Source organism: Allobosea sp. NPDC003192 (genome assembly GCF_050275675.1).
Lineage (GTDB): Bacteria > Pseudomonadota > Alphaproteobacteria > Rhizobiales > Beijerinckiaceae > Allobosea.
In genome coordinates, this window is the sequence record NZ_JBNNPK010000017.1 from 45473 (window position 1) to 66418 (window position 20946).

15 protein-coding genes and 1 tRNA gene are annotated in these 20946 nt (G+C 61.9%); 8 read left to right on the forward strand and 8 right to left on the reverse strand.

Going from position 1 to position 20946, the window contains the following annotated elements; translation table 11 throughout:
• Positions 1 to 64 precede the first annotated feature (64 nt).
• A complete protein-coding gene (locus ACQKLX_RS21200; protein WP_427363540.1) occupies positions 65 to 736 on the reverse strand; it encodes a hypothetical protein in 672 nt (223 codons plus the stop codon).
• A 2-nt stretch (positions 737 to 738) separates the two neighbouring features.
• Positions 739 to 1071: a DUF6634 family protein gene (locus ACQKLX_RS21205; protein ID WP_427363541.1), complete on the reverse strand. Its 333-nt coding sequence runs from the start codon at positions 1069 to 1071 to the stop codon at positions 739 to 741.
• A gap of 1396 nt (positions 1072 to 2467) precedes the next feature.
• Between ACQKLX_RS21205 and repA the strand changes: the two genes are divergently transcribed.
• The 5 genes from repA (at position 2468) to ACQKLX_RS21230 (ending at position 8484) form a co-directional block, all read left to right on the forward strand.
• Complete coding sequence (repA, locus tag ACQKLX_RS21210) at positions 2468 to 3691, forward strand: plasmid partitioning protein RepA (protein WP_427363542.1); 1224 nt, start codon at positions 2468 to 2470, stop codon at positions 3689 to 3691.
• A 352-nt stretch (positions 3692 to 4043) separates the two neighbouring features.
• On the forward strand, positions 4044 to 5042 hold the full coding sequence (repB, locus tag ACQKLX_RS21215) for a plasmid partitioning protein RepB (protein WP_427363543.1): 999 nt from the start codon (positions 4044 to 4046) through the stop codon (positions 5040 to 5042).
• Positions 5043 to 5291: 249 nt separating this feature from the next.
• Complete coding sequence (gene repC / locus ACQKLX_RS21220; RefSeq protein WP_427363544.1) at positions 5292 to 6521, forward strand: plasmid replication protein RepC; 1230 nt, start codon at positions 5292 to 5294, stop codon at positions 6519 to 6521.
• A 570-nt stretch (positions 6522 to 7091) separates the two neighbouring features.
• Complete coding sequence (locus ACQKLX_RS21225) at positions 7092 to 8063, forward strand: 3'-5' exonuclease (RefSeq protein WP_427363545.1); 972 nt, start codon at positions 7092 to 7094, stop codon at positions 8061 to 8063.
• 127 nt (positions 8064 to 8190) lie between these two features.
• Positions 8191 to 8484 carry a WGR domain-containing protein gene (locus ACQKLX_RS21230; protein WP_427363546.1) on the forward strand — a complete coding sequence of 98 codons (294 nt, stop codon included), beginning with the start codon at positions 8191 to 8193 and terminating at the stop codon, positions 8482 to 8484.
• 40 nt (positions 8485 to 8524) lie between these two features.
• Here the strand turns inward: ACQKLX_RS21230 and ACQKLX_RS21235 are convergent.
• The 3 genes from ACQKLX_RS21235 to ACQKLX_RS21245 form a co-directional block, all read right to left on the reverse strand.
• Positions 8525 to 8600 (reverse strand) — tRNA-Val (locus ACQKLX_RS21235).
• 610 nt (positions 8601 to 9210) lie between these two features.
• Positions 9211 to 10341, reverse strand: a complete 1131-nt coding sequence (locus ACQKLX_RS21240) for a site-specific integrase (RefSeq protein ID WP_427363547.1) — start codon at positions 10339 to 10341, stop codon at positions 9211 to 9213.
• Between the two features lie 44 nt (positions 10342 to 10385).
• Complete coding sequence (locus ACQKLX_RS21245) at positions 10386 to 11042, reverse strand: hypothetical protein (RefSeq protein ID WP_427363548.1); 657 nt, start codon at positions 11040 to 11042, stop codon at positions 10386 to 10388.
• Positions 11043 to 11469: 427 nt separating this feature from the next.
• Between ACQKLX_RS21245 and ACQKLX_RS21250 the strand changes: the two genes are divergently transcribed.
• The 3 genes from ACQKLX_RS21250 (at position 11470) to ACQKLX_RS21260 (ending at position 15167) form a co-directional block, all read left to right on the forward strand.
• Positions 11470 to 12606 (forward strand): RHE_PE00001 family protein, encoded by a 1137-nt coding sequence (locus tag ACQKLX_RS21250; protein WP_427363549.1) that lies wholly within the window; start codon positions 11470 to 11472, stop codon positions 12604 to 12606.
• A gap of 727 nt (positions 12607 to 13333) precedes the next feature.
• Complete coding sequence (locus ACQKLX_RS21255; RefSeq protein WP_427363550.1) at positions 13334 to 14098, forward strand: DUF6088 family protein; 765 nt, start codon at positions 13334 to 13336, stop codon at positions 14096 to 14098.
• Positions 14055 to 15167, forward strand: a complete 1113-nt coding sequence (locus ACQKLX_RS21260; protein ID WP_427363551.1) for a nucleotidyl transferase AbiEii/AbiGii toxin family protein — start codon at positions 14055 to 14057, stop codon at positions 15165 to 15167. Before ACQKLX_RS21255 ends, ACQKLX_RS21260 begins: the two co-directional genes overlap by 44 nt.
• Before the next feature lie 56 nt (positions 15168 to 15223).
• On the opposite strand, the gene ACQKLX_RS21265 is transcribed toward ACQKLX_RS21260, so the two are convergent.
• The 3 genes from ACQKLX_RS21265 to ACQKLX_RS21275 form a co-directional block, all read right to left on the reverse strand.
• Entirely contained in the window at positions 15224 to 15358 is a 135-nt protein-coding gene (locus ACQKLX_RS21265; RefSeq protein ID WP_427363552.1) for a hypothetical protein, read from the reverse strand.
• Positions 15359 to 15460: 102 nt separating this feature from the next.
• Entirely contained in the window at positions 15461 to 18397 is a 2937-nt protein-coding gene (locus tag ACQKLX_RS21270) for a toll/interleukin-1 receptor domain-containing protein (RefSeq protein WP_427363553.1), read from the reverse strand.
• Positions 18394 to 20901, reverse strand: coding sequence for a patatin-like phospholipase domain-containing protein (locus tag ACQKLX_RS21275; protein WP_427363554.1), 2508 nt, complete (start codon positions 20899 to 20901; stop codon positions 18394 to 18396). Before ACQKLX_RS21275 ends, ACQKLX_RS21270 begins: the two co-directional genes overlap by 4 nt.
• Positions 20902 to 20946 lie beyond the last annotated feature (45 nt).

Here is a 20946-nt window from a genome sequence, read left to right on the forward strand (position 1 = left end):
AGCGCTGCCAGGCGGCGCCGAGCAGCTTCGGCGCTGCCGGGAGGCCTGGAATGGCTTGGTAGGTCTATGGCGCTAGCCGAGGCAGGAAACCCGCGGTCCGGCTCACGAGCGCACCTGACGGCTCTTGAAGCCAACCGATCGCCAAGCGATCGAACGCGAGCTCCGGGGGGTGCAGCGTGACGCTTCCCGAGGGCAGGACGTCGTCTTCGGAGCCGAGGAACACGACGCCTGCCGAGATCAGCTTGTAGAGTGCATCGAGGCTGTCGGCCCCGTTAATGCAAAGGCTGGCGCAGGTCCGCATCGGAGCGTGGTGAACCTGGGTGAGATAGTCGACGACGCGTTCTTCGTCACGACGGTCGACATACACGCCGGCGCAACGCGCGAGCTCTCGGGCCCGCGTCCATTTGGGCTCGCGCCTCAGCTTCTCGGCCGTGGTCGAGAACAGCCACGTTCCCCGTTGCGCCAACTTGAAGTCGGCGTGCTGCCAGGCTGAGCGGAAGCCCGCACTGCGCTCGATGTTCGGGCTCACGGAGCAGACGACGAAGAGCCCGGCCTGATGATTGAGGGAGAATGCGGCGACCTCGTCGAGCGCCGCTGCCTCGCCGCAAGGCAATACGGTCTCGAAATTGAATCCCCCATACGAGGCGACAAGTGGGTCCGCTTCCATATGCACGAGCAGTTCGAAGGTACCGTCCTTGTCGCAGTTGAACGAGCCGCAGGCTTTCGTGCCCCGCATTCTCACTTGAGCACCTCTTCGCGACCCGTGACCTGGGGGTCGTCGGCGAGGCGATAGAAGCGCGAGAGGGTCCGCGCCCAGCGTCCGTCGGGATCGACCATGAAGAGCTGGGAGGTCGTGATCAGGCGATTGCCGAGTCTCGGGTGATTGCTCACCTGGCCGATGAGACAGGGAACCGAGCGCTGGCCGATTGTGCCCTGGATCGAAACTGCGGAAGCAAGGTCCTCGGGGGACGGCTTCCTCCCATCCACGATGGCTGCGAGATCGTCGGCAAGGCGACGAAGGACGCCTATTCTTGCAAGCGCAATCGCGCGCTGTCCGGGGTTGTCGAACACGTTCTGTAACTCCTGGTTGGGGGCTCTGGGCAGGCGGCAGAGAGGTCGGCGCGACGCCCGACATCGGCGTCATCCACAAGGATCGAGAGGCGACGGCATGTCGCTTTGAATGAATGAAGTGTTAATTCTTGAAGCTGGAGACTCACGCAGCCTCAACACCTCGTTAACCGAGGCGCACTCAGAGTTTGGGGGAAGCGGGGTCAACCGGCGTTTGCGATGCCCGACCGACTCTTACCGCTGCTCGACTCGACAGGACGCAGATGGACGGAGATGAGTTCAAAGACGCCTTACGCCGCTTGGGCTTTACGCACTCGACGTTCGCGCGTGGACTTGGCCTGACATCCCGAACGGTACAGCGCTGGCTTGTTTCCGGCCCTCCGGAGCACGTAGCGTACTTTCTGCGTGCGCTGACCAGCCAGTTTGTCCCGGCGCCGCATGATGGCGTGTGGACCGCCACCGATGGCGGAGTCGTCGAAGCCGCAGGGGCTCTCGAACTATCTCTTCAAACCTGGCTTCAGCGCGCCGTTCATGCCGGCTGGCCCCAAGAAATGGCTGCGGCCGGAGCGATAACCTGCTTCGCCAGATTGCTTTACGAGATGCGCTTGAAGCCTTCGACCCGGACATAATGTCCTAGAGAAGTTTCAAAACCGTTAACGGCGCGAGCGCCGCGGCGCGGGAGATCGGGCAGTCGGCCCGAAGCGTCACCAAGTCAGTTGCCGGCCGATGGACCGTGCATTTTCTCCGTCGTCGTGTGCCGCAGGATGCTGACGAACTGACGATGTCGGAGAAGCACGCTGGCTCTTTCATCGACGGATCGCATTCCTTCGCGCCCGCCGGAACGATCGAGACCGCATGATCGTCTGGCGAACAAGCACGGCCTCTCGCCGATGGAGTGCGGAACCTGGTGCGTGGGGCACGTCCCAACCAGCGGGCTCGCGTAGCGGATCCCGCATAGCGGCGACCGGCGATGATCGACCTGGAGCATGGCGCCCTGCCCTTCCCTTTTCAAGGAATCGCGTTCTGATCCTTTGCGCCGGAGATGCACGCTGGTGGAGGCGCACTTTCGCTATCGATCGAAATTCTGGACCAAAGCGCTGGGTATTGTCGTCGAGCGATTCGTGCCTGAGTCGATGGATTCGAGCGGAACGCGCTTTAGGAATGTTCATGGAACTCCTTGAGGACGACGAAATGTACAGAGCCGGCTGTGCCCGGGCCTGACCAATACGACGGCCCTAAGTACCTGCAAATAAAAGAGAAAATTGACCAAACTTGGAGCATCCGGGTGATCGTGTTAACGAATCATTAACCACTAATTCCTTGCTCCGGAGCGGCCGATTGGTATCGTCACGGATAAATGAGCGAAGAGCTCTGTTTTCCGTGATGAAAGAATTTTAGCGTGAGCGCTGCCGCAGAACATTCGCGTGTCGTGATCGACGGCGTCGACGAGACGATCGGCGCCCAGGCGGAATTGCTCAGCTCGCAGCTGCAGGCCATGAGCGAAGCGCTCTTCCCGCCACTTGCAAAGAAGATGTTGCGTCGGTTCACCTCCGGCGAGGCTGCGCGCCTGATCGGTATCTCGGACTCGACCCTGCGCAAAATGACGCTGGCGGGCGAAGGTCCGATGCCCGAGACAAGCAGCAATGGCCGGCGCCTTTATACGCTTGCTCAGATAAATGAAGTTCGGCAAATGCTCGCCGGCTCGGTGAGAGGGCGCGAGAGCGTCGAGTTTCTGCCCCACCGACGTCCAGAAGAGCACCTTCAGGTCATAGCGGTCACGAACTTCAAGGGTGGTTCGGGGAAAACCACGACCTCTGCGCACTTGGCTCAGCACCTCGCACTACAGGGCTATCGGGTCTTGGCAGTCGATCTCGATCCTCAGGCGAGCCTCTCCGCCCTCCTCGGCTTTTTGCCCGAGACTGACGTCGCAGCGAACCAGACGCTCTATGCAGCCATTCGATATGACGGCGAAAAGCGGCCGCTAAGCCAGATCGTGCGTTCGACCTATTTCGACGGCCTCGATTTGGTGCCCGGAAACCTGGAACTCATGGAGTTCGAGCACGCGACGCCGAAGGCGTTGATTGCGAAGGATCGCACCAGCGATGGACTTTTTTTCACCCGTATTGCCCGGGCCATCGACGAGGTCGCCGACCGGTACGATGTAGTGGTCATCGATTGCCCTCCTCAATTGGGGTTCCTGACGCTCAGCGGCCTTTGCGCAGCGACCGCGATGATCGTCACCATCCATCCCCAGATGTTGGACATCGCGTCGATGAGCCAGTTCCTGCTCATGACGCGCGATCTACTCGGGGTGGTTCGGGAGGCGGGAGGCGAGCTGAAGTACGATTTCCTGCGCTATCTGCTGACGCGGTATGAGCCGCAGGACGCTCCGCAGACAAAGGTCGCCGCGCTGCTGCGCAACCTGTTCGACGACTTCGTTCTCACCAACGCGATGGTGAAGTCGGCCGCGATATCGGACGCCGGTTTGACCAAGCAGACGCTTTACGAGATTGGGCGCGAGAATCTCACTCGGACTACATACGACCGGGCTATGGAATCCTTGAGCGCGGTCAACGAGGAAGTTGAGGGGCTCATCAAAGCCGCGTGGGGAAGGCGGCTGTGAGCAATATCCACTCCTCTCTGACGCCGCCTTTACATAAACCGTCCTTACGGCCGCCGAATGAGTTTGTTGGGAGCTCCCAACACGTTCGCCCGCCCGCTTCGTTTGGGCGCCAGTCTCGCCGCTTGTCGCTGAAACGGTCGCCGGTTCGAGGCTCTGCGGCCGCCTTTGTTGGGAGCTCCCAACAACTGGGACACAAGTTTCTCGTCACAGGTCGCTCTGTCTACGGCGGCCGGGTCTTCGAGCGGCGATGCGCGTGTGTTGGGAGCTCCCAACAGGCGCGCCGACCTGCTTCGACTAAGTGCCTGTTGGGAGCTCCCAACGACGCTCGCATCAAACTGGAAAGGGGGCGATCGTGAGCCGCCGCGACCAGGTCAACTCGCTTTTCTTCACCAAGCCGGAAGCTCCAGCGCCCTCACCCGTCAAGCCGGCCGAACGGCTTCGCACCGGCGCAGTCGCGGCGATGGGAGCTTCGCTTCAGGAACTGTCCGAAAGCGCAAAGGCAGTCGACAAGCTTCGGCAGCAACTAGCCGCGGGGGAGGTCGTCGTCGCATTGGACGCGAGCCAGATTGAGGGCTCCACCATTGCAGACCGGATCCCGATCGAGATCGATCCCGGTTTCGACCAGTTGATGGCCAGCATTGCGGAGAACGGGCAGCAAGTGCCCATTCTGGTTCGCCCTCACCCGCGTGAACCAGGTCGCTTCCAGATCGCATATGGCCGGCGCCGTCTTCGCGCGGCCGCCACTCTTGGTCGCGAGGTCAAGGCGGTTGTCCGCGAGCTGAGCGACGCCGAGCTGATCATTGCCCAAGGCCGTGAGAATCTCGATCGTCAGGATCTTTCGTTCATCGAGAAGGCTCTTTTTGCAAAGCGGCTCGAAGACTCAGGCCACGACCGGAACACGCTCGTGTCGGCCTTGTCTACCGATAAGGCCGACCTCAGCCGCTACATCACGATCGCGCGGCGCATTCCTGAAGCCTTCATCCATAAGATCGGACCGGCCCCCAAGATCGGTCGCGCAAGATGGCTTGGCCTTGCCGAGAAACTCGAGGACGTGAAGCTTCGTTCAGCCGTCGATGCGGTCCTGAACGAGGAGAGGGTGAAATCCCTCGGCAGCGACGATCGCTTCAACATCGTCTGGCAGGCGTCGGAGAAGCCGGCTGTGCGCAAGAGCCAGGGCCGTGAAAAACTGGAGCTGCGTACTCCGGAAGGATACCGGCTGGGTCAGGCGACCTTCGCGGACCGTGAGGTGCGCCTGGTCGTAGATGCGAACTCCGCGACGGCTTTTGCGAAGTTCATGAAGTCAGAATTGCCCGAGCTGATGCGGCGTTTCGCAGATGCCGTCGGGCACTGAGTTAGCGAGATCGGAGCGACAAGGAGGAGGGATATGGGAAACAGCCGGAATATCTGAGAGCCATCTCGGAATCATAGGCTTTAGATAAACCAGCAAAAGAAAAAGGCCCCCGAAACGGTGTCTCGGAAGCCCTTCTCGTAGTTCGCACCTTGAGAATCGCACTTCCTCGAATCGCCGTCAAGAGTCTCTTGGAGACGAAGCGCCATTTCGGCGAGCGGATTTCTTTTGCCTAATTGAAGGTAAAGAAACGTGGTTAATCACGCCGCAACGACGCCTTTTGGGCGGCGGTCGCTGACTCTTGCCCATGTGGCAAATCAGGCGCTCGCGAAAGAACGACCACCCGAGAAGGCGGTCCATAAATGGAATCTCTTTCGGGATATCTGCACGGCCAAGGCTCGACTAGGCGTCAATGAGCGCGCCCTGGCGGTGCTCGACGCTTTGCTCACATTCCATCCCGAGACGGTCTTGACGGGCGAACAGCTGGTCGTCTTCCCCTCGAACCAGCAACTGGCCCTGCGGGCGCACGGCATGTCGCCGGCGACACTGCGCCGGCACCTCGCCGTGCTCGTGGACTCTGGACTCATCATCCGCCGCGATAGCCCGAACGGGAAGCGCTACGCCCGAAAGGGGAGGGGAGGGGACGTCGAGCTCGCCTTCGGCTTCGATCTGTCTCCGCTGGTGGTTCGTTCGGCAGAGATCGAGGCCGCGGCCGAAGGCGTCAGGCTCGAGGAGCGAGCCTTGAAGCTCGTTCGGGAACGGATCACGGTCTGCAGACGGGACATCGTGAAAATGATCGCGACGGCCGTCGAGGAGAACGTCCCGGCGCACGCGGCAGGGCAGGGGCCTTCGACCTGGCAGGAGATCCATACGCTCTACCGGACGATTGCCGGGCGGATTCCACGCACCGCTCCGCGCGAGATTCTGGAGCCAATCGCCGGTGAGCTATCAATGTTGGCAGACGAGATCCTCAACCTGCTGGAAATCCACGCCAAAGCGCAGAATCTAAGCGCCAATGAGTCTCATTCTGAGCGCCACAAACAGAATTCAAATCCAGACCTTCCTATTGATCTTGAACCTCGCTTTCCAGAAAGCAGGGTGGCCTCGGTCGAGATTGATCCTGAACCCGCCAGGAAGACAGAACGGCCGTTCCCGCTGGGAATGGTCCTCGATGCCTGCCCGGATATCATCGATTATGCCCGTGGTGGGATCGCCAACTGGCGAGATTTCCTGGCGACGGCTGCGATGGTGCGCTCGATGCTTGGAATCAGCCCAAGCGCCTGGCTCGATGCGCAGAATGCGATGGGCGAAACGGAGGCGTCGATTGTCGTTGCGGCAATCCTGCAGCGCGGCGAGGCGATTTCTAGCGCCGGCGGCTATTTGCGAGGCCTGACGCGGAAAGCCGAAGCCAATGAGTTCTCGATCGGGCCGATGCTGATGGCGTTGATCGGAAGCCGGAGGCGCGAGCCGAAACGCGCTTAAGGCTTCTGCGGCTTCGAAAGGCGGAAATGCTCGGCAACCGCCCCGTGAACTTGCGGGGGCTAGGATGAACGAGGTGGCGGATGTTCAGCACGGATCGGAGTCAGAGCGATCTGGGTCTGGTATCACTGCGCGCGTTCGGGCCAGCCGATTCGAAATTTGGAGGCGGGCTCGGCCTTTCGACGGTTCAAGGGAATAGACGTGTTTCAAATCAAGGCCACGATCCGGGGTAGCAAGGTGAGGGAAACTGCCCCTTCCGCCGCCGAGGCGCTTCGTCGATATCGGGATATGCAATCACGTCCAGGTGTAACCGCTTGTTCGGTGATGAAGGGCGGTGTGCTGGTGGGCCAAGCTGAGCTCGTTAGCGCGGCGACCGTAGAGGACCTGCGAGCGAAATCCGGACTTTGACCCGGGGGAACGAAACGACGTTGTGGTGGGCGATGAGGAGCGGAGCGGCGGTATATCCAGCAAACGATCGGCAAGCACAGGACGCGGCTTGTCCGTGAGGGCTTCCTGTCACAATTGGGCGCTGGCCCAGCCTAACGATGGTCGTTCTGAGCAAGAGTGGAACCAGTGCAAAAGCAGGCAAGGCAGCGTCTCCCGATAGACGATATCCCAGAAGGGGATTTCCGGTTTCATGCCCTGGACGTCGAGACAGCCAATTACCAGCGGTACAGCATTTGCCAGATCGGCGTCGCGTTTGTTCGACCTGACAATACGATCTCGACCTGGGTCACCTATGTCGATCCGCAGACGACGGACTGGTCCTGTAGCCGGATCCATGGGATCACAGCCCGCACTGTGAGCGGCGCGCCCACCTTCGAACAAGTCTATCCTCTTTTGGAGGAGGTGCTGTGCGGTCATGTCGTCTTTCAGCATTCGCGTTTCGATGAAACCGCGATGGCCGCCGCGTGCGAGCGCGACGGTCTGCAGCGGCCAAGTTGGATTTGGCGGGATAGTGTCCAAGTGGCTCGCAGAGCATGGCCGGAGCTGAAGGGCCGAGGTGGACATGGGCTCGCGTCGCTGAAGCGCCACCTTGGTCTGGATTTCGTCCACCATGACGCTGGTGAGGACGCGAGAGCGTCGGCCGAAGTTGTCCTGAGAGCTGAGGCTGTAGCTCGATCAGCTACTGGGAGCGCACGCGCTGAAGCCGTTGTCGAGCCACATCGCGAAGTCCGGAAGCCGTCAAGCGCGATCCGGCTGGCTCCCACCTCCAGCATAGAGGCTGCAAGGCGGATAGGCATCGCGACGATCACACAGGGCAACCTCGAGAGCAATCACATCTATCTGAGGCCGTTCTTCGAAAAATTCCCGGCCGACACGGTCGGCGGATCGAACCGCGCGCAAGCAGCTGCGATCAAACTTTCGATCGAATGGGGAGGATCGGAGCCTGTATCGACCGACCTTGACGGCACCAAAAAACTCTTTCGGAAGCGCGCTTGGATCGCCGAGTTCTTCAAGCTCAACCAGATTGTTGCTGGATCTGTTGTCGCTATCGACGAGGTTGGAGAGCGTCATTTTCGGGTCAGCGTCGTTGACGAGTAGGGGTGGGTGCTCGCGGCCGATCCGGGTTGGCAACGTAGTACGGCTCATCAGCGACATGAATCCGTAGCACGGGATTGATTCATCCTTTGCGTTGGACCGGTGCGTGCCATGAGCGCCAGATGCGCGCATGGAAAGCTCCTTAGCTGAAGAGACGCCGCCGCGGTTGCAAATGCTGGTGCTGGATCGATCCGATCCAGCACAGAATATGGCGCGGTTCTACGTGCTTGCGATCGAGCCGACCTTGTTTGGTGATATCGCGCTCGTGCGCGAATGGGGACGTCGGGGCTGTTCCGGTCGGCGGCGGCTGGTTCTGTATGATGATCGCGAGACTGCAGCCGAGGCACTACAGGATTGGCTCCTCAGGAAGACCCGGCGCGGCTATGACGTCGTCGCATCGAAAACGACAAAGGACGACGCCTAGCCCGAGCTCATCGTCGGAGGGTCGATGAGTCCGGGGAGCGTGGTAGGCCGGTCCGGACTCGAACCGGCTGCGGCGCTGTTGTGAGCAGCCAGCTCTGACCCTTGAGCTACCGGCCTGCTTGGGCGCATGGTAATCCCCGACTGGAGATCAGCCCTAGGCCTTTGCGGCAGGCGACTTGTTCGCTGCGCGAGAACGCGTTGCTGCCTGGCCACACGAGACGAGAGTTTGCCGCTGTTCCAACAATCGCGATTGCACGAGGCCCGGATGCGATCGAAGCTGCCTTGCGAGGAAGGCGACGTCATGCGCACACCAGACGGCTCGGAAGCCTCAATGGCTCGGATCAACGGCATTCTCATTCGCAGCGCCATCGCATGGCGATCGCCGCGGTTACGGTGATACCCTTGTTGCGGTAGGTCCGACAGCCCGGGCCTGCAAATTCAATTCATCGTAAAAAAATCGACCTCGCAGGACGCTCGCTGAGTGCCCTTCGCGCCTGCGTCGGCAGGGGTAACCAGGGAGAAGGCTCAAAGCCCACCAGCGGCCGTTTATGGGCTTTTTGGCTTCGGCATCGACCTCAGGGGCCTTCGATCTTATCGGAGAGAATGGTTTGGGCTCCTGCCGGTCCGAATGGGACGATTTCAGAGCCTACGGGCACCTGGTGCCGAGCGACGCGAGAATGTGAGGTTGTTGCAAAGCGATGTCCCGCGGACGTCTCAACTCGTCCGGTCAAACTGCCAGACGGGCGGCTTTGCTGAACTGGCGGTCGGCGTCGTTGTAGTAGCTCGCAGCCTGTTGGACGGAGCGGTGTTGCGACTGCTGCATCGCCGCGGGGAGGGGTACGCCGTTGCGAGCGGCTTCGGTCAGATAGCCAGAACGCAGCCCATGCGCCGAAAACGTCACCGGGTCGAGCCCGGCTTGGACACAGCGGCGCTTGAGGATCAGATTGACGGCTTGTGGAGTTAAAGCGCGATCCGAGAGGCCCTCCCAGCGATTGATCGCCCTAAATATCGCTCCTTTGTCGATCGTCGCGCGCTCTAGCCATTCACGGAGGGCCTCGACCGGCGGCCCGACGATCAGGACGCGGACGTCGTCGTCGGCTTGTGCCGTCTTGGTTTTGCCCAGGGTGATCGCCAGGCAGGGCAGGCGGGCGGAGTCAGGATCGTTCGGATCGAGCGGCACCGGCGACTCTTCAGACAATTGCTCGACGCGCAAGCGCGCGATTTCGCTGCGGCGACGGCCGCCCGAGCCGAATGCGATCAGCAGCAAGGCAAGGTCGCGGCTATCGCTCAAGCGATCGCTGCGGCAGGTCGCGAGCAATCGGTCGAGGATGTCGCGCGTGACGGCGCGCTTGCTCTTGCGTCGACGCGGGCGGGTGCTGGCTCGTATCGCCAGACGTACCGCGGTGCGTAATGAGGGGGTGGCGAACGGACCCGAGAGCCCTTTCCAGCGATGCAGAGTCGACCAGTGGGCGAGCCGGCGTTTCACCGTTGACGGCGCATGTGGGCCCTCGACCCGCAAATGACCGTCTACGCGCAAGGCGGTGGCGACGGCGTCTGGCATGCCGTGTGCCGGATCGCTTTCGCGCTGCCGCGGATCCCAGAGATGATGCGCCACGAACTTCAGCGCCAGCGCTTCCGGCGTCGGCCAAGGCAAGGAGGAGCCCGTCGCCGCGATCGCCCAGGCCTCGAGATAGGCGAGGTCCGAAGCGAGGGCGCGCAAGGAATTCTCGCCCATGCCCTCCTTGGCAAGGTGACGCAGCGTTGCGACATCGTCGTCGGTCAGGATTCTGGCGAGTTGATCGCGCCGTTCCATCGGCAGGATCGCGGACAGCGCATCAAGCTGCAGGGCGCGCTGCATCTCGGGACTTTGCGACGACGCCATCGGCTCAGTAGTTGCACGGGTCACAGCTCGTCACTCACGCCCATGGGCTTCTCCGACCTCATATGGACGAGAGCCAAAGCCTCCATCTCGTCGCAGAACGCCTTCGTGATCGGCCTGTTCTGATCCAGTTGGCCTCTGACATCACGCATCGCGTGAGAAAGTTCGGCGCGGGTACGCGGTAGGGTCCCACAGAACAATTTGAGGGCCGTCAGTGCGGGAAGATCAACGCGCGAGGTGTCCTTCCCGATCTCCGGCTGCATTTTTTCAATCGAGCCGAACGGGCAGTTCGCACTGCGGTGCACTGGGAATATCGTGACCCATGCTTCCGGGTGCTGGCGCAGTCGCCCCCGGTTGATGACGTGATCGGCATGCGTTCCAGACATCGCGGCTTGGTCTACATTATAGCCGCGGAGGGCGACCGTTCTGAGAGATCGCGCATAGCGCTTATAGCCTGCTCGCGCCCAAACCTGATCGTATCTGAACGATACGTCGCCTCTGATCGCCTGATAGTCCCCGACGATCCTGACGGCAGAGGTTGTGCGGGCTCCTTCAATCGGGCTGCAACGTAGTTCGTGCCGGGTCGACCAGCGCTCCAAACCTGCCCAGTTTGCAAACATGACAGGCGGCGGAGCCTCGTCGTTTTCCAGAATGCAGGCGATGTCGAGGCGAACAGACATGATGATCGCTGCAGTCAATGGATCGAGGACCGCCCACGCTCCTGGCGGCTGCGGATCTTGGGCAGCACGGGGACTCGTCATCGTGGCAGTCCGGGATCGAGAGCGTCCCTTGGCACGACGCGGACGGGGTGATTGTCGACCATTTGCGGGCGAGCAGCGTGCTTCGGCAAGGCCAATTCTCGTCGAGCTGAGGTCGGCCGATGGCCAACGGCGGTGGTTTGGAGCGTCAGAATCGCCGATTTCGGCCGGCATGTCCATCACTATCGATAAGAGGTAATTATCGATAGTTAGATGCTCAAAGTGACGACTATCAGAGTGAAACAATCGAATTGCTAAATAGATTGGATTTGATAATGTTTATGATGTGAATTCAATCTCATATGAACTGACACCAGCCCACCGAAACGCCCTGGTTTCGGACTGCGCCATGGCCGCCGAGGCCGCGGCGATCACGCTTGCCCGCTGCGACGAGCGCCTGGCCCGCGCCGTCCCCGAACTCGCCGAAGGCGTGCGCCAGCGCGGCCACGGGTTCGAGGCCCAGGCCCTGATCGGGCTCACTGGGGGCCTCTGCCCGCTCGAGGACCTCGTCCTGCACGATGCCGGCATGGATGTACGCAGCCCGAGCCACGAGATCGCCCGCGCCGCCGCCATCCTCGACGAGCGCCGGCGCCTGGCGCGACGCGATGCGGGCGAGATGCTGAGCCCAAGTGCCCTGCGGCAGCGGCTCGGGCTTACGCAACCGCAGCAACCGGAAGGGCGCGGGGCCGCGCCGGTCGCCACCAACTGGGCCTCGGCACCATGGGAGCGGGGCCACCTCGATAGAGACGATGATGACGATCCGGTCGACGAGGACGATGCCGGCGTCGACGACGAGCCCGATCACGCCACCGATCCAGCCTTCGCCGAGCTCGACGCCTTGCTGGCGCGCACCCGCAAAAAGCTCGACGCCTGGAACGATTTGTCCTCCGACGCCGGCCGCAAGAACCTGATCCTGCGCGATCCCGGCTATGACGCCGCCGGACGCTGCGAGCGCTGGCTTGCCGTTCTCGAAGAGGGGAGGGGGCTACCGGCGACGCTCGCCGCCGCGCTCGCGCTCGACGCCTGGCTGGTGTTCGAACCGTCGGAACGGGCCGGCGAACTCGGCTTTGCGTTGGCCGCGACCGTGTTGCGCCAGCGCGGGTTGGCGCAGGTGCATCTGCCGACGCTCGGGCTGGGCTTAAGGCGGGGACGGTTTCGCTGGAGCCCGCATCAGGCACTGGGCGTCCGGGTCGCCGGGCTGCTCGGCGCTTTCGTCGAAGCGGCGGCCTTCGGGCAGGGGGAGCTTGATCGGTTGGGGTTGGCCAGAACCCTGATGCTGCGGAGGTGTGAGGGGAGACGGGGGAATTCGAAACTGGCCGAGCTGGTCGATTTGTTCGTGGCCTCGCCGCTGGTCACGGTGCAATTGGCCGCTGCGCGATTGCAGGTCTCGCCGCAGGCGGTTGAGGCGATGCTGAAGCAGCTCGGTGCCAGCCTTCCACGCGAGCTCACCGGCCGAAAGCGCTATCGCGCCTGGGGGATCGTCTAACCCGTGCCGATCCGCTCAGTGCGTTCGTCTCAGGGCTGCGCGATCGCCGATCATGCGCAGCCGAGTGCCGGTGCGCAGCATTTCGCGAGGCGTGTCAGAAGACGGGAGGGGCATGGCACCGTGATCCGCGCCGTGACGGCATCGGATGCGGCGCAAGCATCATCGCGACGGCCGGCGGAAGGCTGAAGACAGCCGTCGCGGACGCCACAGGGCCGGACGGCGGCTCAGATTAACGCGTGTGGGCGCGCGGAGTGCCGGGAGAGTAATCGGAGAGGAATCCGACAGGCCGATCGAGACGCCGGATGAACGCAATCTGATCAGCCGGCCGCTGGACCAGGAGCTCGAAACCGGGTTGGGTCGGAGAGGAGCCGACCAGCATGGCAGAGCCGTGCGGCAGCTCATATCCGCATGCGTCGGAGACTTGTCATACTGGGCTCCGATCGGAGCGTCACCACTGGGCGCACAATGCGTCAGGGCCAGCATCCGATCGAGCGCGAGCATATTGGCGTGAGCGCCTGTCAGGAAATCTGTGAATACGGCGTGAAGCACGAGTACATAGGCCGCGACGATCGCGACCCAGCTTTTTGCTCGTAGTTCAGCGAAGTTCCGCTCGTTCGGTCGTCGCCGATGCTGACCAAAATTTGAATATAAAAAATGGTCAGTATGGCCCATAGGATTGCTACTGGCCAAAATTTATATATAATCTTCGGGCAAACTCTGAGGTCTCATGCCAGACCCGACGTCGGATACGCTCGATCGCATTCACGACCGGATCGCCCGCGGGGCACCCGCCGGCGTCTGGTCGCGCGCCGACTTCCTCGATATCGGAACGCCGAACGCCGTCGAGAAGGCGCTGCAGAGGCTCACCCACAGAGGCGACATCCGCCGGCCATATCGCGGCCTCTACGACAAGCCCGACACCAGCAAGTTGACCGGCAAGGTCCTTTTCCCGCCACGTTCCTCCTTCATCAACGCGATCGCCCGCAGGGACAAGCTGCGCGTGCTGGTCGACGGCATGACCGCTGCGAACGATCTCGGTCTGACGACGGCCGTTCCCGCACGCTCCACGATTTACGCCGACACCTATCCGCGGACGATCGAGATCGAGGCGAGCGCCGGCGATCCCAAGGAAACGAAGCCCGTCGTCTACAAGCTCGACTTCAAGCGCATCTCCGCCAAGACGGCCTTCTGGGCCGGCCGGCCGGCGATGCGCGTGGTTCAGGCACTGAGCTGGTTTCGCGATGATCGGCCGAGCCTCGATGCTGCAATCAACGGTATCGTCCGACATCTATCGCGCGATCCGGACCGGCAGACGGTTGTGACCGATCTGCGCGAGAACCTTCAGGCCATGCCGGCATGGATGTACGCGCCGGTCGAGGCGATCACCAAGAGGCTCGCCGACCTGGCGGGCGACAGCATGTCAGGCGGCAATCCCGCGAAGGACAAGCATGCAGAAGGCGTTCATAGATATCCTCCGGTCGAGCGCCGATGAGCGACGGGCGATTTTTGAATCGGCTGCGGCCCGGCTGGGCACCCAGGCGCAGAACGTCGAGAAGGATCTCTATGTCTGCTGGGTGCTCGACTTCCTCTTCAACCGCCGGGTCGGCGATCCGGTCGGACTCTATTTCAAGGGCGGCACCAGTCTCAGCAAAGCCTATCGCCTGATCAACAGGTTCTCGGAAGACATCGACATCGGCATCTATAAAGCTGATCTGCACGTTCCCGTGGAAGCCGATATCGCCGCGCTTCCCTCCGTGAATCAGCAACAGCGGGCGCTTTCAGAGAAAGTCGACGAGGCGGCGCGCCAATTTATCTCAGGCCCGCTGAGGGATGAGCTCGTTCGGGAAATCTCTCTCGTCGAGAATGCCGCCAGGCTGGCGGGGCATTTCTCTGTCGAATTCGGGTTCGACGCCTATCGTAACAAGGATGCACTCGACATCCTGGTGGTTGGCTACAAGAGTGATTTCAATACCGTCAGCGGCTATGTGCAGGCGGCGGTTCGCATCGAGGGCGGGGCACGTCCCGATCCTGAGCCGGCCGAGCCACGCGAGGTCGTTCCGTATGTCGCGCAAGAGCTCCCGGATGATCTCGACCTGACGGTTCGCAACGTCATGACCGTGAGGCCGGAGCGGACTTTCTGGGAAAAGGTGCTCATCCTGCACGCGATGACCGAGATGAGCGAGAAGCGCCGAGAGGAGGCCAAGCCGGATCGTCCAGTTCCGGACCTCAATCGCTACTCGCGCCACTATTACGACGTCCATCAGATCTGGACGCATCCCGACTATGGCATCGCGACAGCCGCGATGGTGAATCTCGCCGAAGCCTGCCGGCAACACAAGGAACTGATGTTTCGAGCTCCCGACCACCGATATGACCGCGCTGTTCCCGGTAGCTATCGTCTCGTCCCGACAGCGGCGATGCGCACCAAACTCGCTGCCGATTATGAACGGATGTCGGCCATGATCTTCGGTACACCAGTCGAATTCGCTGAAATGCTGGCCAGCATTGAGGCCCTCGAGCACCACCTAAATGCCAGATCGGGTGACGGCGCTTCGCATTGACGAGATGAAAGGTCGATTTGGAACAGACCACCATCTCCAACCGAACGACAACCTGACTAGTGTCCCATCATCTTCAACATGGATTCCGGCAGGTGTTCGCCGTGCACTTCGATATTGGAGGCCTCGGCATTAATGTTGGCAAACTTGCCGGCCGTCAGATCGAGATCGACCGCACCGAGGTTCTCCTCCACCCCGCGCGAAAATGGCGACTTACTCTGAACCTCGCAGGATAGGATCCGTCGATTGCAACGCATACGCCACCCGCGCGGGTACATTCCGAAGTTTACGGCCCACTATCGGCAGGCTGGCACGTAGGGCTCATCGGGGAGCAGTTCTTGCCATTCTTCCTGGCGTAGGGTCCGGTTGGCTTTCTCGCAGGCCATCCGCAGCCATTGCGAAACGTCAAGATCCCAGGATAGAAGCGAGCCGTCTGCACTATAAGTGACCATGCGTTTTCCAGGCGTATCGACAGCGAGCGCGGAGGCTACGCTCGATCCGGCCGGCAGAGCGCCGAGGAAGCGGAAATCCGTGAGGCTCCAGATCAAGACACGGCCATCGTGATCGCCGGCCGCCAGAAGTCCCGCTCCGCTTGCCAGCGCCGCTACGCTGCCGCTCGCTTGTCGGCTCTGGAGGCGCCGTACAGTTGCGAGGTCGGGCAAATTCGTGATGGCCACCGTCCGGTCGCCACCGCCACCGCCGGAGCCAAAGGAAAGGAGATGCTCGCCGTCCGGTGCGAACAGTAGCCCGGCTACGTCGGCGTCGTGAATCTGAACTAGACGACTGGCGGCTCCCCAACCGGTATTGCCTTTGAAGAGCGCGACTTTGCCTCCTTCGAGCCCAATCGCGAGACGCTGGCCCAATTCGTCGAAAACGGCCGAACGTCCTGGACCGGGAAGCTTGATTCGCGTGGGCGCGGAGGACCCCGACAAATCCATTAAGAAAACGGCGCCCTTGTCGGGGGCGAAGCTGGCCAGCCACCTGCCGTCTGGAGACATTGCGATCGATCCGCGGTCCCCTCCACTACCCCGATCAAGGATCCGCGCGGGCCCGGCGCTGCCGTCGAGCGTGGTCCAGAGAAGGGCGCCACGCCTGGTCGACCAAGCGATTCTATGTCCCGAACGATCCATCGCCACTGCGGGGATTGCACTGTCGACGTCCGTGAAGCCCGGCGCCGGCGGTCTGGCATCCTCGGCATCCTTCAGGGAATCGGGCCCCAGAGCTTCTCGGGTGGCTGCCTCAAAGTCGATCCTCCTTTCCCACTGCTCCGACTTGAGTTGCCACGCGCCTGCATTTCCGAGCATCGTCGTGGCGGAGGTCAAACCGCCATCGGCCGCGATGCGCATCTCGGAGGAGTCAGGGAGGGCGGCCGGAAGCTCGCGAGAGAGTCCGGATTGGCCGGAGAGATCCCACAAGGCCACCATCCCATCTCTCGATGCCGAGACCAGGGTGTCGCCATCGATGGAGAAAGCGAGCGCAGTGACGGCATTGCCGTGCATCGGCACGGAGTTGAAACCAGCGGGGCTGCCGATGTTGTCGTAAAGGAAAACGGCTCCCGATGCGTTGCCAAGAGCGAGGTGTCGGCCGCGCGCATCGATGGCTGCACTGACCCATAGTCCGGCCAGATCGCGCATGTCTCCAGTTCGTTCGAAGTCATTGCCGCTTTGGTGCAATCGCAGAAGCTGACCGCGATTGCTCACAATTAAGAGGTCGCCATCCTCCGCGAAGCGAAGCGCGAGTGCATCACCTTCGAGCCGTGGATAGCGCGGCCCCTCGGTGCAGGTTCTCAGGTCGATGAACATCACGGCGTTGCTCACGCCGGCCGCCAGCCAGCGGCCGCGAGGGTCAAAGTCCAGCGCAGTGACGCGATTTTCCGATCCTTCGTCGTGGTCCAGGCAGATCGCGCCGTCCCGATCGAGAATCGTGAGACGCCCCGAGCCCGAGCCCGCGGCGATCAATCGGCCATCCCGCTGGAACGCCAACGTCCTGATGGCGGCGTCTCGGTGGTCCGGTGTGTTCTTGGCGGGCTCGAGGAGCAACTTTTTGGCCCCTGACTTCGACATGGTCTCGATGCGGCCGTCGGCCCTTCCGAGCCAGACGGCGTCGCCAACCTTTATGATCGCGGTCGCGGCGTGATCGGCATCCGTCGGCGAGGTCAGGTCAAGGACCGCCGTCCCGGTAGGCGAAGCCGTGAGGAGGCGACCATGGTTGGTGCCTGCCAGGATGTCGCCGCTGGCGGCATCGACGGCCACGGATTCGAGGGGCGAAGGGAGATGGAGGAGACGGCGCAGGTGCCGGAAGGCCTCGATTCTTTCGAGCAGGGCTCCTCGGGCCTCCGTCGTCGGGGCTGCGAGAAACGCCTGGCTGGCAATCAGCAGCTGTCGGTCCGCGCCCGGCGCTTCACGGCTAGCGATAGCCAATTGCCGCGACAGGGAAGCCACGCGCCTGTCTTCGGCAAGTCGATAGCCGACGAAGCTTGAGATCGCCAAGCCCAATAGCACGGCCCCTACGCCTGCGCTTCCGATCGCCGCCCGCTTCCAAAAGCGCCGGTGATTCTCGTGCGCCGCCGTCAAGAAGGGCATGACCTCCGAGGCGACGACGAAGTCGGGGTTGTCGCGAACTATCGCGTCCGCTTGGTCAAGTTGTGCACCCTTGTAGAGGATGCTTCTATCGTGCTTCTCGTTGGCCCACCGTTGGGCGTCGCGCCTGATCTGATGCGGGGTTAGCCGAGCGGGCCCGCGATATTGCGGTAGCTTTTCGCCGGTCAGGGCAGCCTTCAGCTTTTCAAGGCTGTCGCGGTCATTCGGCCCCTTGCGAAAATCGGCCCAGTTTATGTCCTGGAAGATCCTACCGGAGCCGAGTTGCTTCATGTCTGCCTGAGCGATCCCGGGCAGGGCTACCGGAATCAGCTTGAAGCCGGGATCGGTCCCGTACCGCACCAGCGCCTTCTCGGCCTCCCAGAGATGGGTCGGGCCCCAGCCGTTCGCGCCGAGAAAGATGGCGACGCCGGACGCCTCGGCCAATGATCGCTCGATCCACGGCAGGAAGGCTTCGCCTGTCGGGATTGCGTAGGAGTCGATGAAGAAAGGCAAGCCGAACTCAAGGTCGAGCATATCGGCGATTTGCTTGACCGTGTCTTTGTCCAGGCTGTTGTGACACAGAAAGATCGGCTTTGCGGCGGCTTGGCCGCTAGATGCGGGGCCTACCGACAGGGTTAGTGCGGTCTCGGTCATCGGGCGTCGCTCGCCGACGTCTCCGACAGCTGTTCGCCGGTCCGTTTCGATGTCGGCTCGACCGGCTGGAGCAGGCTGCAGGCCAGTCCGCGAAACCAGCCGCGAACGGTCGCGGGCTGGGTGTCGCCGACCAGCGGCTTTGAGAACAGGCTCTCCATCACGTGCGCGCCAAGTTGACGATATGCCTCGAATTGTTCCTCGTCGAAGAACTGGTCGAGCGTGGACTGATGCGGGAAGTCCGGGTGAAGCAGATGGTATCGTTTGATCAGCTCCGCTTCGTTTCCGGTAACCGACAGCTTGATGTAAAGCAGGAGACCTAGGGTTCCGGGTTTACCCGCCTCGTCGGGGTATCTAATACGGCAAAACATGTAGTGGGTCTTGCTGAACTTCGACGCGGGACTGGGACGAAGGTCCTCCAGCGTTGAATCGATGCGGATGCCGAGGTCGATCTGCGCGTGTCGGACCAACGTCAGATGGCCGTGAAACGAACATTTCGGATCGGCCTCGCCGTCTATCGAGATAATGAATTTGCAGCGCCGTCTCAGCAGCTCGTACACGGCCATGTTCTCGATGTGCCCGCCATCGGACAGATTGAGCCATGGCTCCTTTTCGGACATTCCGACGCCCGTCATCTCGCGAAGGAGGTGATTTAGCCCCGGTGTCTCGAAATATGAGCGCTGCTCGGGGTTACGGATCCAGAAGCCCAACCTGACATTGAGAAATGCGAGGAGTGCCGACAGGGTCGGCATCGAGGCTAGCCCCATATGGGACGAGAAGGCGGCGCCGGAGACGGCCATTGCCGTCGCCAGATCCGGCTCATGTCTATTCATCCGCCAGTCGCCGGTGCGCATGTAGCCTATCGCCGGCGCGCCGCACCAGTGTTTGGAGAATAGAAAGAAGTCTCCTTTGCGGTCCCGCAGGGTGGCGCTCGTGCTGGACGGCAGGTTCACGGTCGTATTGATGAGATGGTAAGGGGCTAGGCCTTCGGGATTGAGATCCTTGAGCGGAATTGGTTTGCCTTGATCGAGTTCACTGCGATCGACGAAGGTCTTGCCAAGGTGGTCCCGATAGAGTCGGTGCGGCCCTGTGAGGTTGATGTTTAGGGTGGCGGCCGTAAGGGATGCGACGATGGCGATCGCGAGAAGAGGCTGCCACGCCAGACCGAGCATGATGTAGAAGGCGGTGAGCGCCATCAGGGGAAGTACGATTCCCGCCAGGACCAACAGAGCCCGCAGTGCGATGCGCCTCACGGTGGGCCGGCGGAGAACCGGCACGATACGCAGGACCGTCGGCGCCGCGGCGATGATGGAGCCCCCAACCGTTATGCTTTTCCAGTGCGGCAGCAGCGTACGGGTCGCGAGGTCGTAGCCGACGTGGATCAGCCAGCACGCCACGAGTGCGCTCGTCAAAGCGGCTAGACCGCCGAGCAGCCTGGGCGGCCAGATCTCGTCGCGGCTGCCCGAGCTCAGACGCCAGCCATAGAAGCAAAGCGCAATCCCCGTAGCGGCAGCCGATCCAATGACGAGACTTTGCCACGGTGGGCGCCCGAAATAGTGGACGAAGATCTGCGCGGCGAGCGCCGCCCCGGCAATCAAGGCCAACAGCCCGCACCAGTTCAGGAGCATCCCTGCCAATACGCTTACTGCCATCGCCCAGCGCTTCTTGAGGTCACTGGCGGACAGGTACTTGGCGTTCTGACGCAGGTAACGGACGGCATCCGGGTCCGGGCCGGCAGGGTTGGCGACGGCGCTGGATGCCTCGCCGTTGCCGAGCCTGCTCGAAAGGAATGAGCCCGTATATCCACCGCCTGAAACGGTCGACAGGAAATCGACGCCCTTCAACAGGTCACGCTGGGCCAGTACCTGCACGCCGCCGAGGCAGAAGGTTGCCGAGCGGATGCCGCCGCCGGACAAGGCGAGGCCCACGGCGTCCTGGCCGTCGCGATCGATGCCGAAGCGTTCCCGACGCCGATCCACTTCGCCGCGTTCATCGGCATTGATGGCCGCCGTCTTGGAAGCCGGAACAAATCGGTCCGCGGCGATGCCGAACGGCATCGGATCAAAGCATCGATCTAGCTCATGCTCCGACATGACGGGTGGGGTAGGTTGGTCCGCGAGTTCGCTGGAGTAGGCAAGATAGTGCAGATGTTCAGCAAACTTCCGCAGCACCTTGCGGAGCTCGGCCAAGTCTTGGCGAAACTCGTCGGCTCCATCGCGTGAGTTTAGACGTCCCTCCGCGTGTGCCCGATGCCACTTTGCGGTGACCGGTCTGACGTTGACGTTCAGCATGTCAGCCACGTCGTGTGCGAAGGACGAGCAGCCAGGATACTTCTGTATGGCCTCCCGGGCGTAGGCGAACAATTGCCAGAGGCTTTCAAGTGCGCTTGCCTCGATGCCGGCTTGATATGGCAGAGGTTGGACGGAGATGCGTGTCCTCAGTTCGGCTAAAAAGTCATGCGCGGCATTCTGGTCAGGGGTCCTTTTGCACGCATCGACATTGCCCATACTTACTCCTCCAAGACCATTGTGACGCATTTGCTTTTCAAAAAC

What these genes read in the sequence shown, in the direction of transcription:
- ACQKLX_RS21250 (WP_427363549.1), top strand. Translation starts at nt 11,470, where the DNA reads ATGGCCGCCGAGGCCGCGGCGATCACGCTTGCCCGCTGCGACGAGCGC.
- ACQKLX_RS21255 (WP_427363550.1), top strand. Translation starts at nt 13,334, where the DNA reads ATGCCAGACCCGACGTCGGATACGCTCGATCGCATTCACGACCGGATC.
- ACQKLX_RS21200 (WP_427363540.1), bottom strand. Translation starts at nt 736, where the DNA reads ATGCGGGGCACGAAAGCCTGCGGCTCGTTCAACTGCGACAAGGACGGT.
- ACQKLX_RS21230 (WP_427363546.1), top strand. Translation starts at nt 8,191, where the DNA reads ATGGAAAGCTCCTTAGCTGAAGAGACGCCGCCGCGGTTGCAAATGCTG.
- ACQKLX_RS21240 (WP_427363547.1), bottom strand. Translation starts at nt 10,341, where the DNA reads ATGCAGCGCGCCCTGCAGCTTGATGCGCTGTCCGCGATCCTGCCGATG.
- ACQKLX_RS21260 (WP_427363551.1), top strand. Translation starts at nt 14,055, where the DNA reads ATGCAGAAGGCGTTCATAGATATCCTCCGGTCGAGCGCCGATGAGCGA.
- ACQKLX_RS21245 (WP_427363548.1), bottom strand. Translation starts at nt 11,042, where the DNA reads ATGTCTGTTCGCCTCGACATCGCCTGCATTCTGGAAAACGACGAGGCT.
- ACQKLX_RS21275 (WP_427363554.1), bottom strand. Translation starts at nt 20,901, where the DNA reads ATGGGCAATGTCGATGCGTGCAAAAGGACCCCTGACCAGAATGCCGCG.
- ACQKLX_RS21270 (WP_427363553.1), bottom strand. Translation starts at nt 18,397, where the DNA reads ATGACCGAGACCGCACTAACCCTGTCGGTAGGCCCCGCATCTAGCGGC.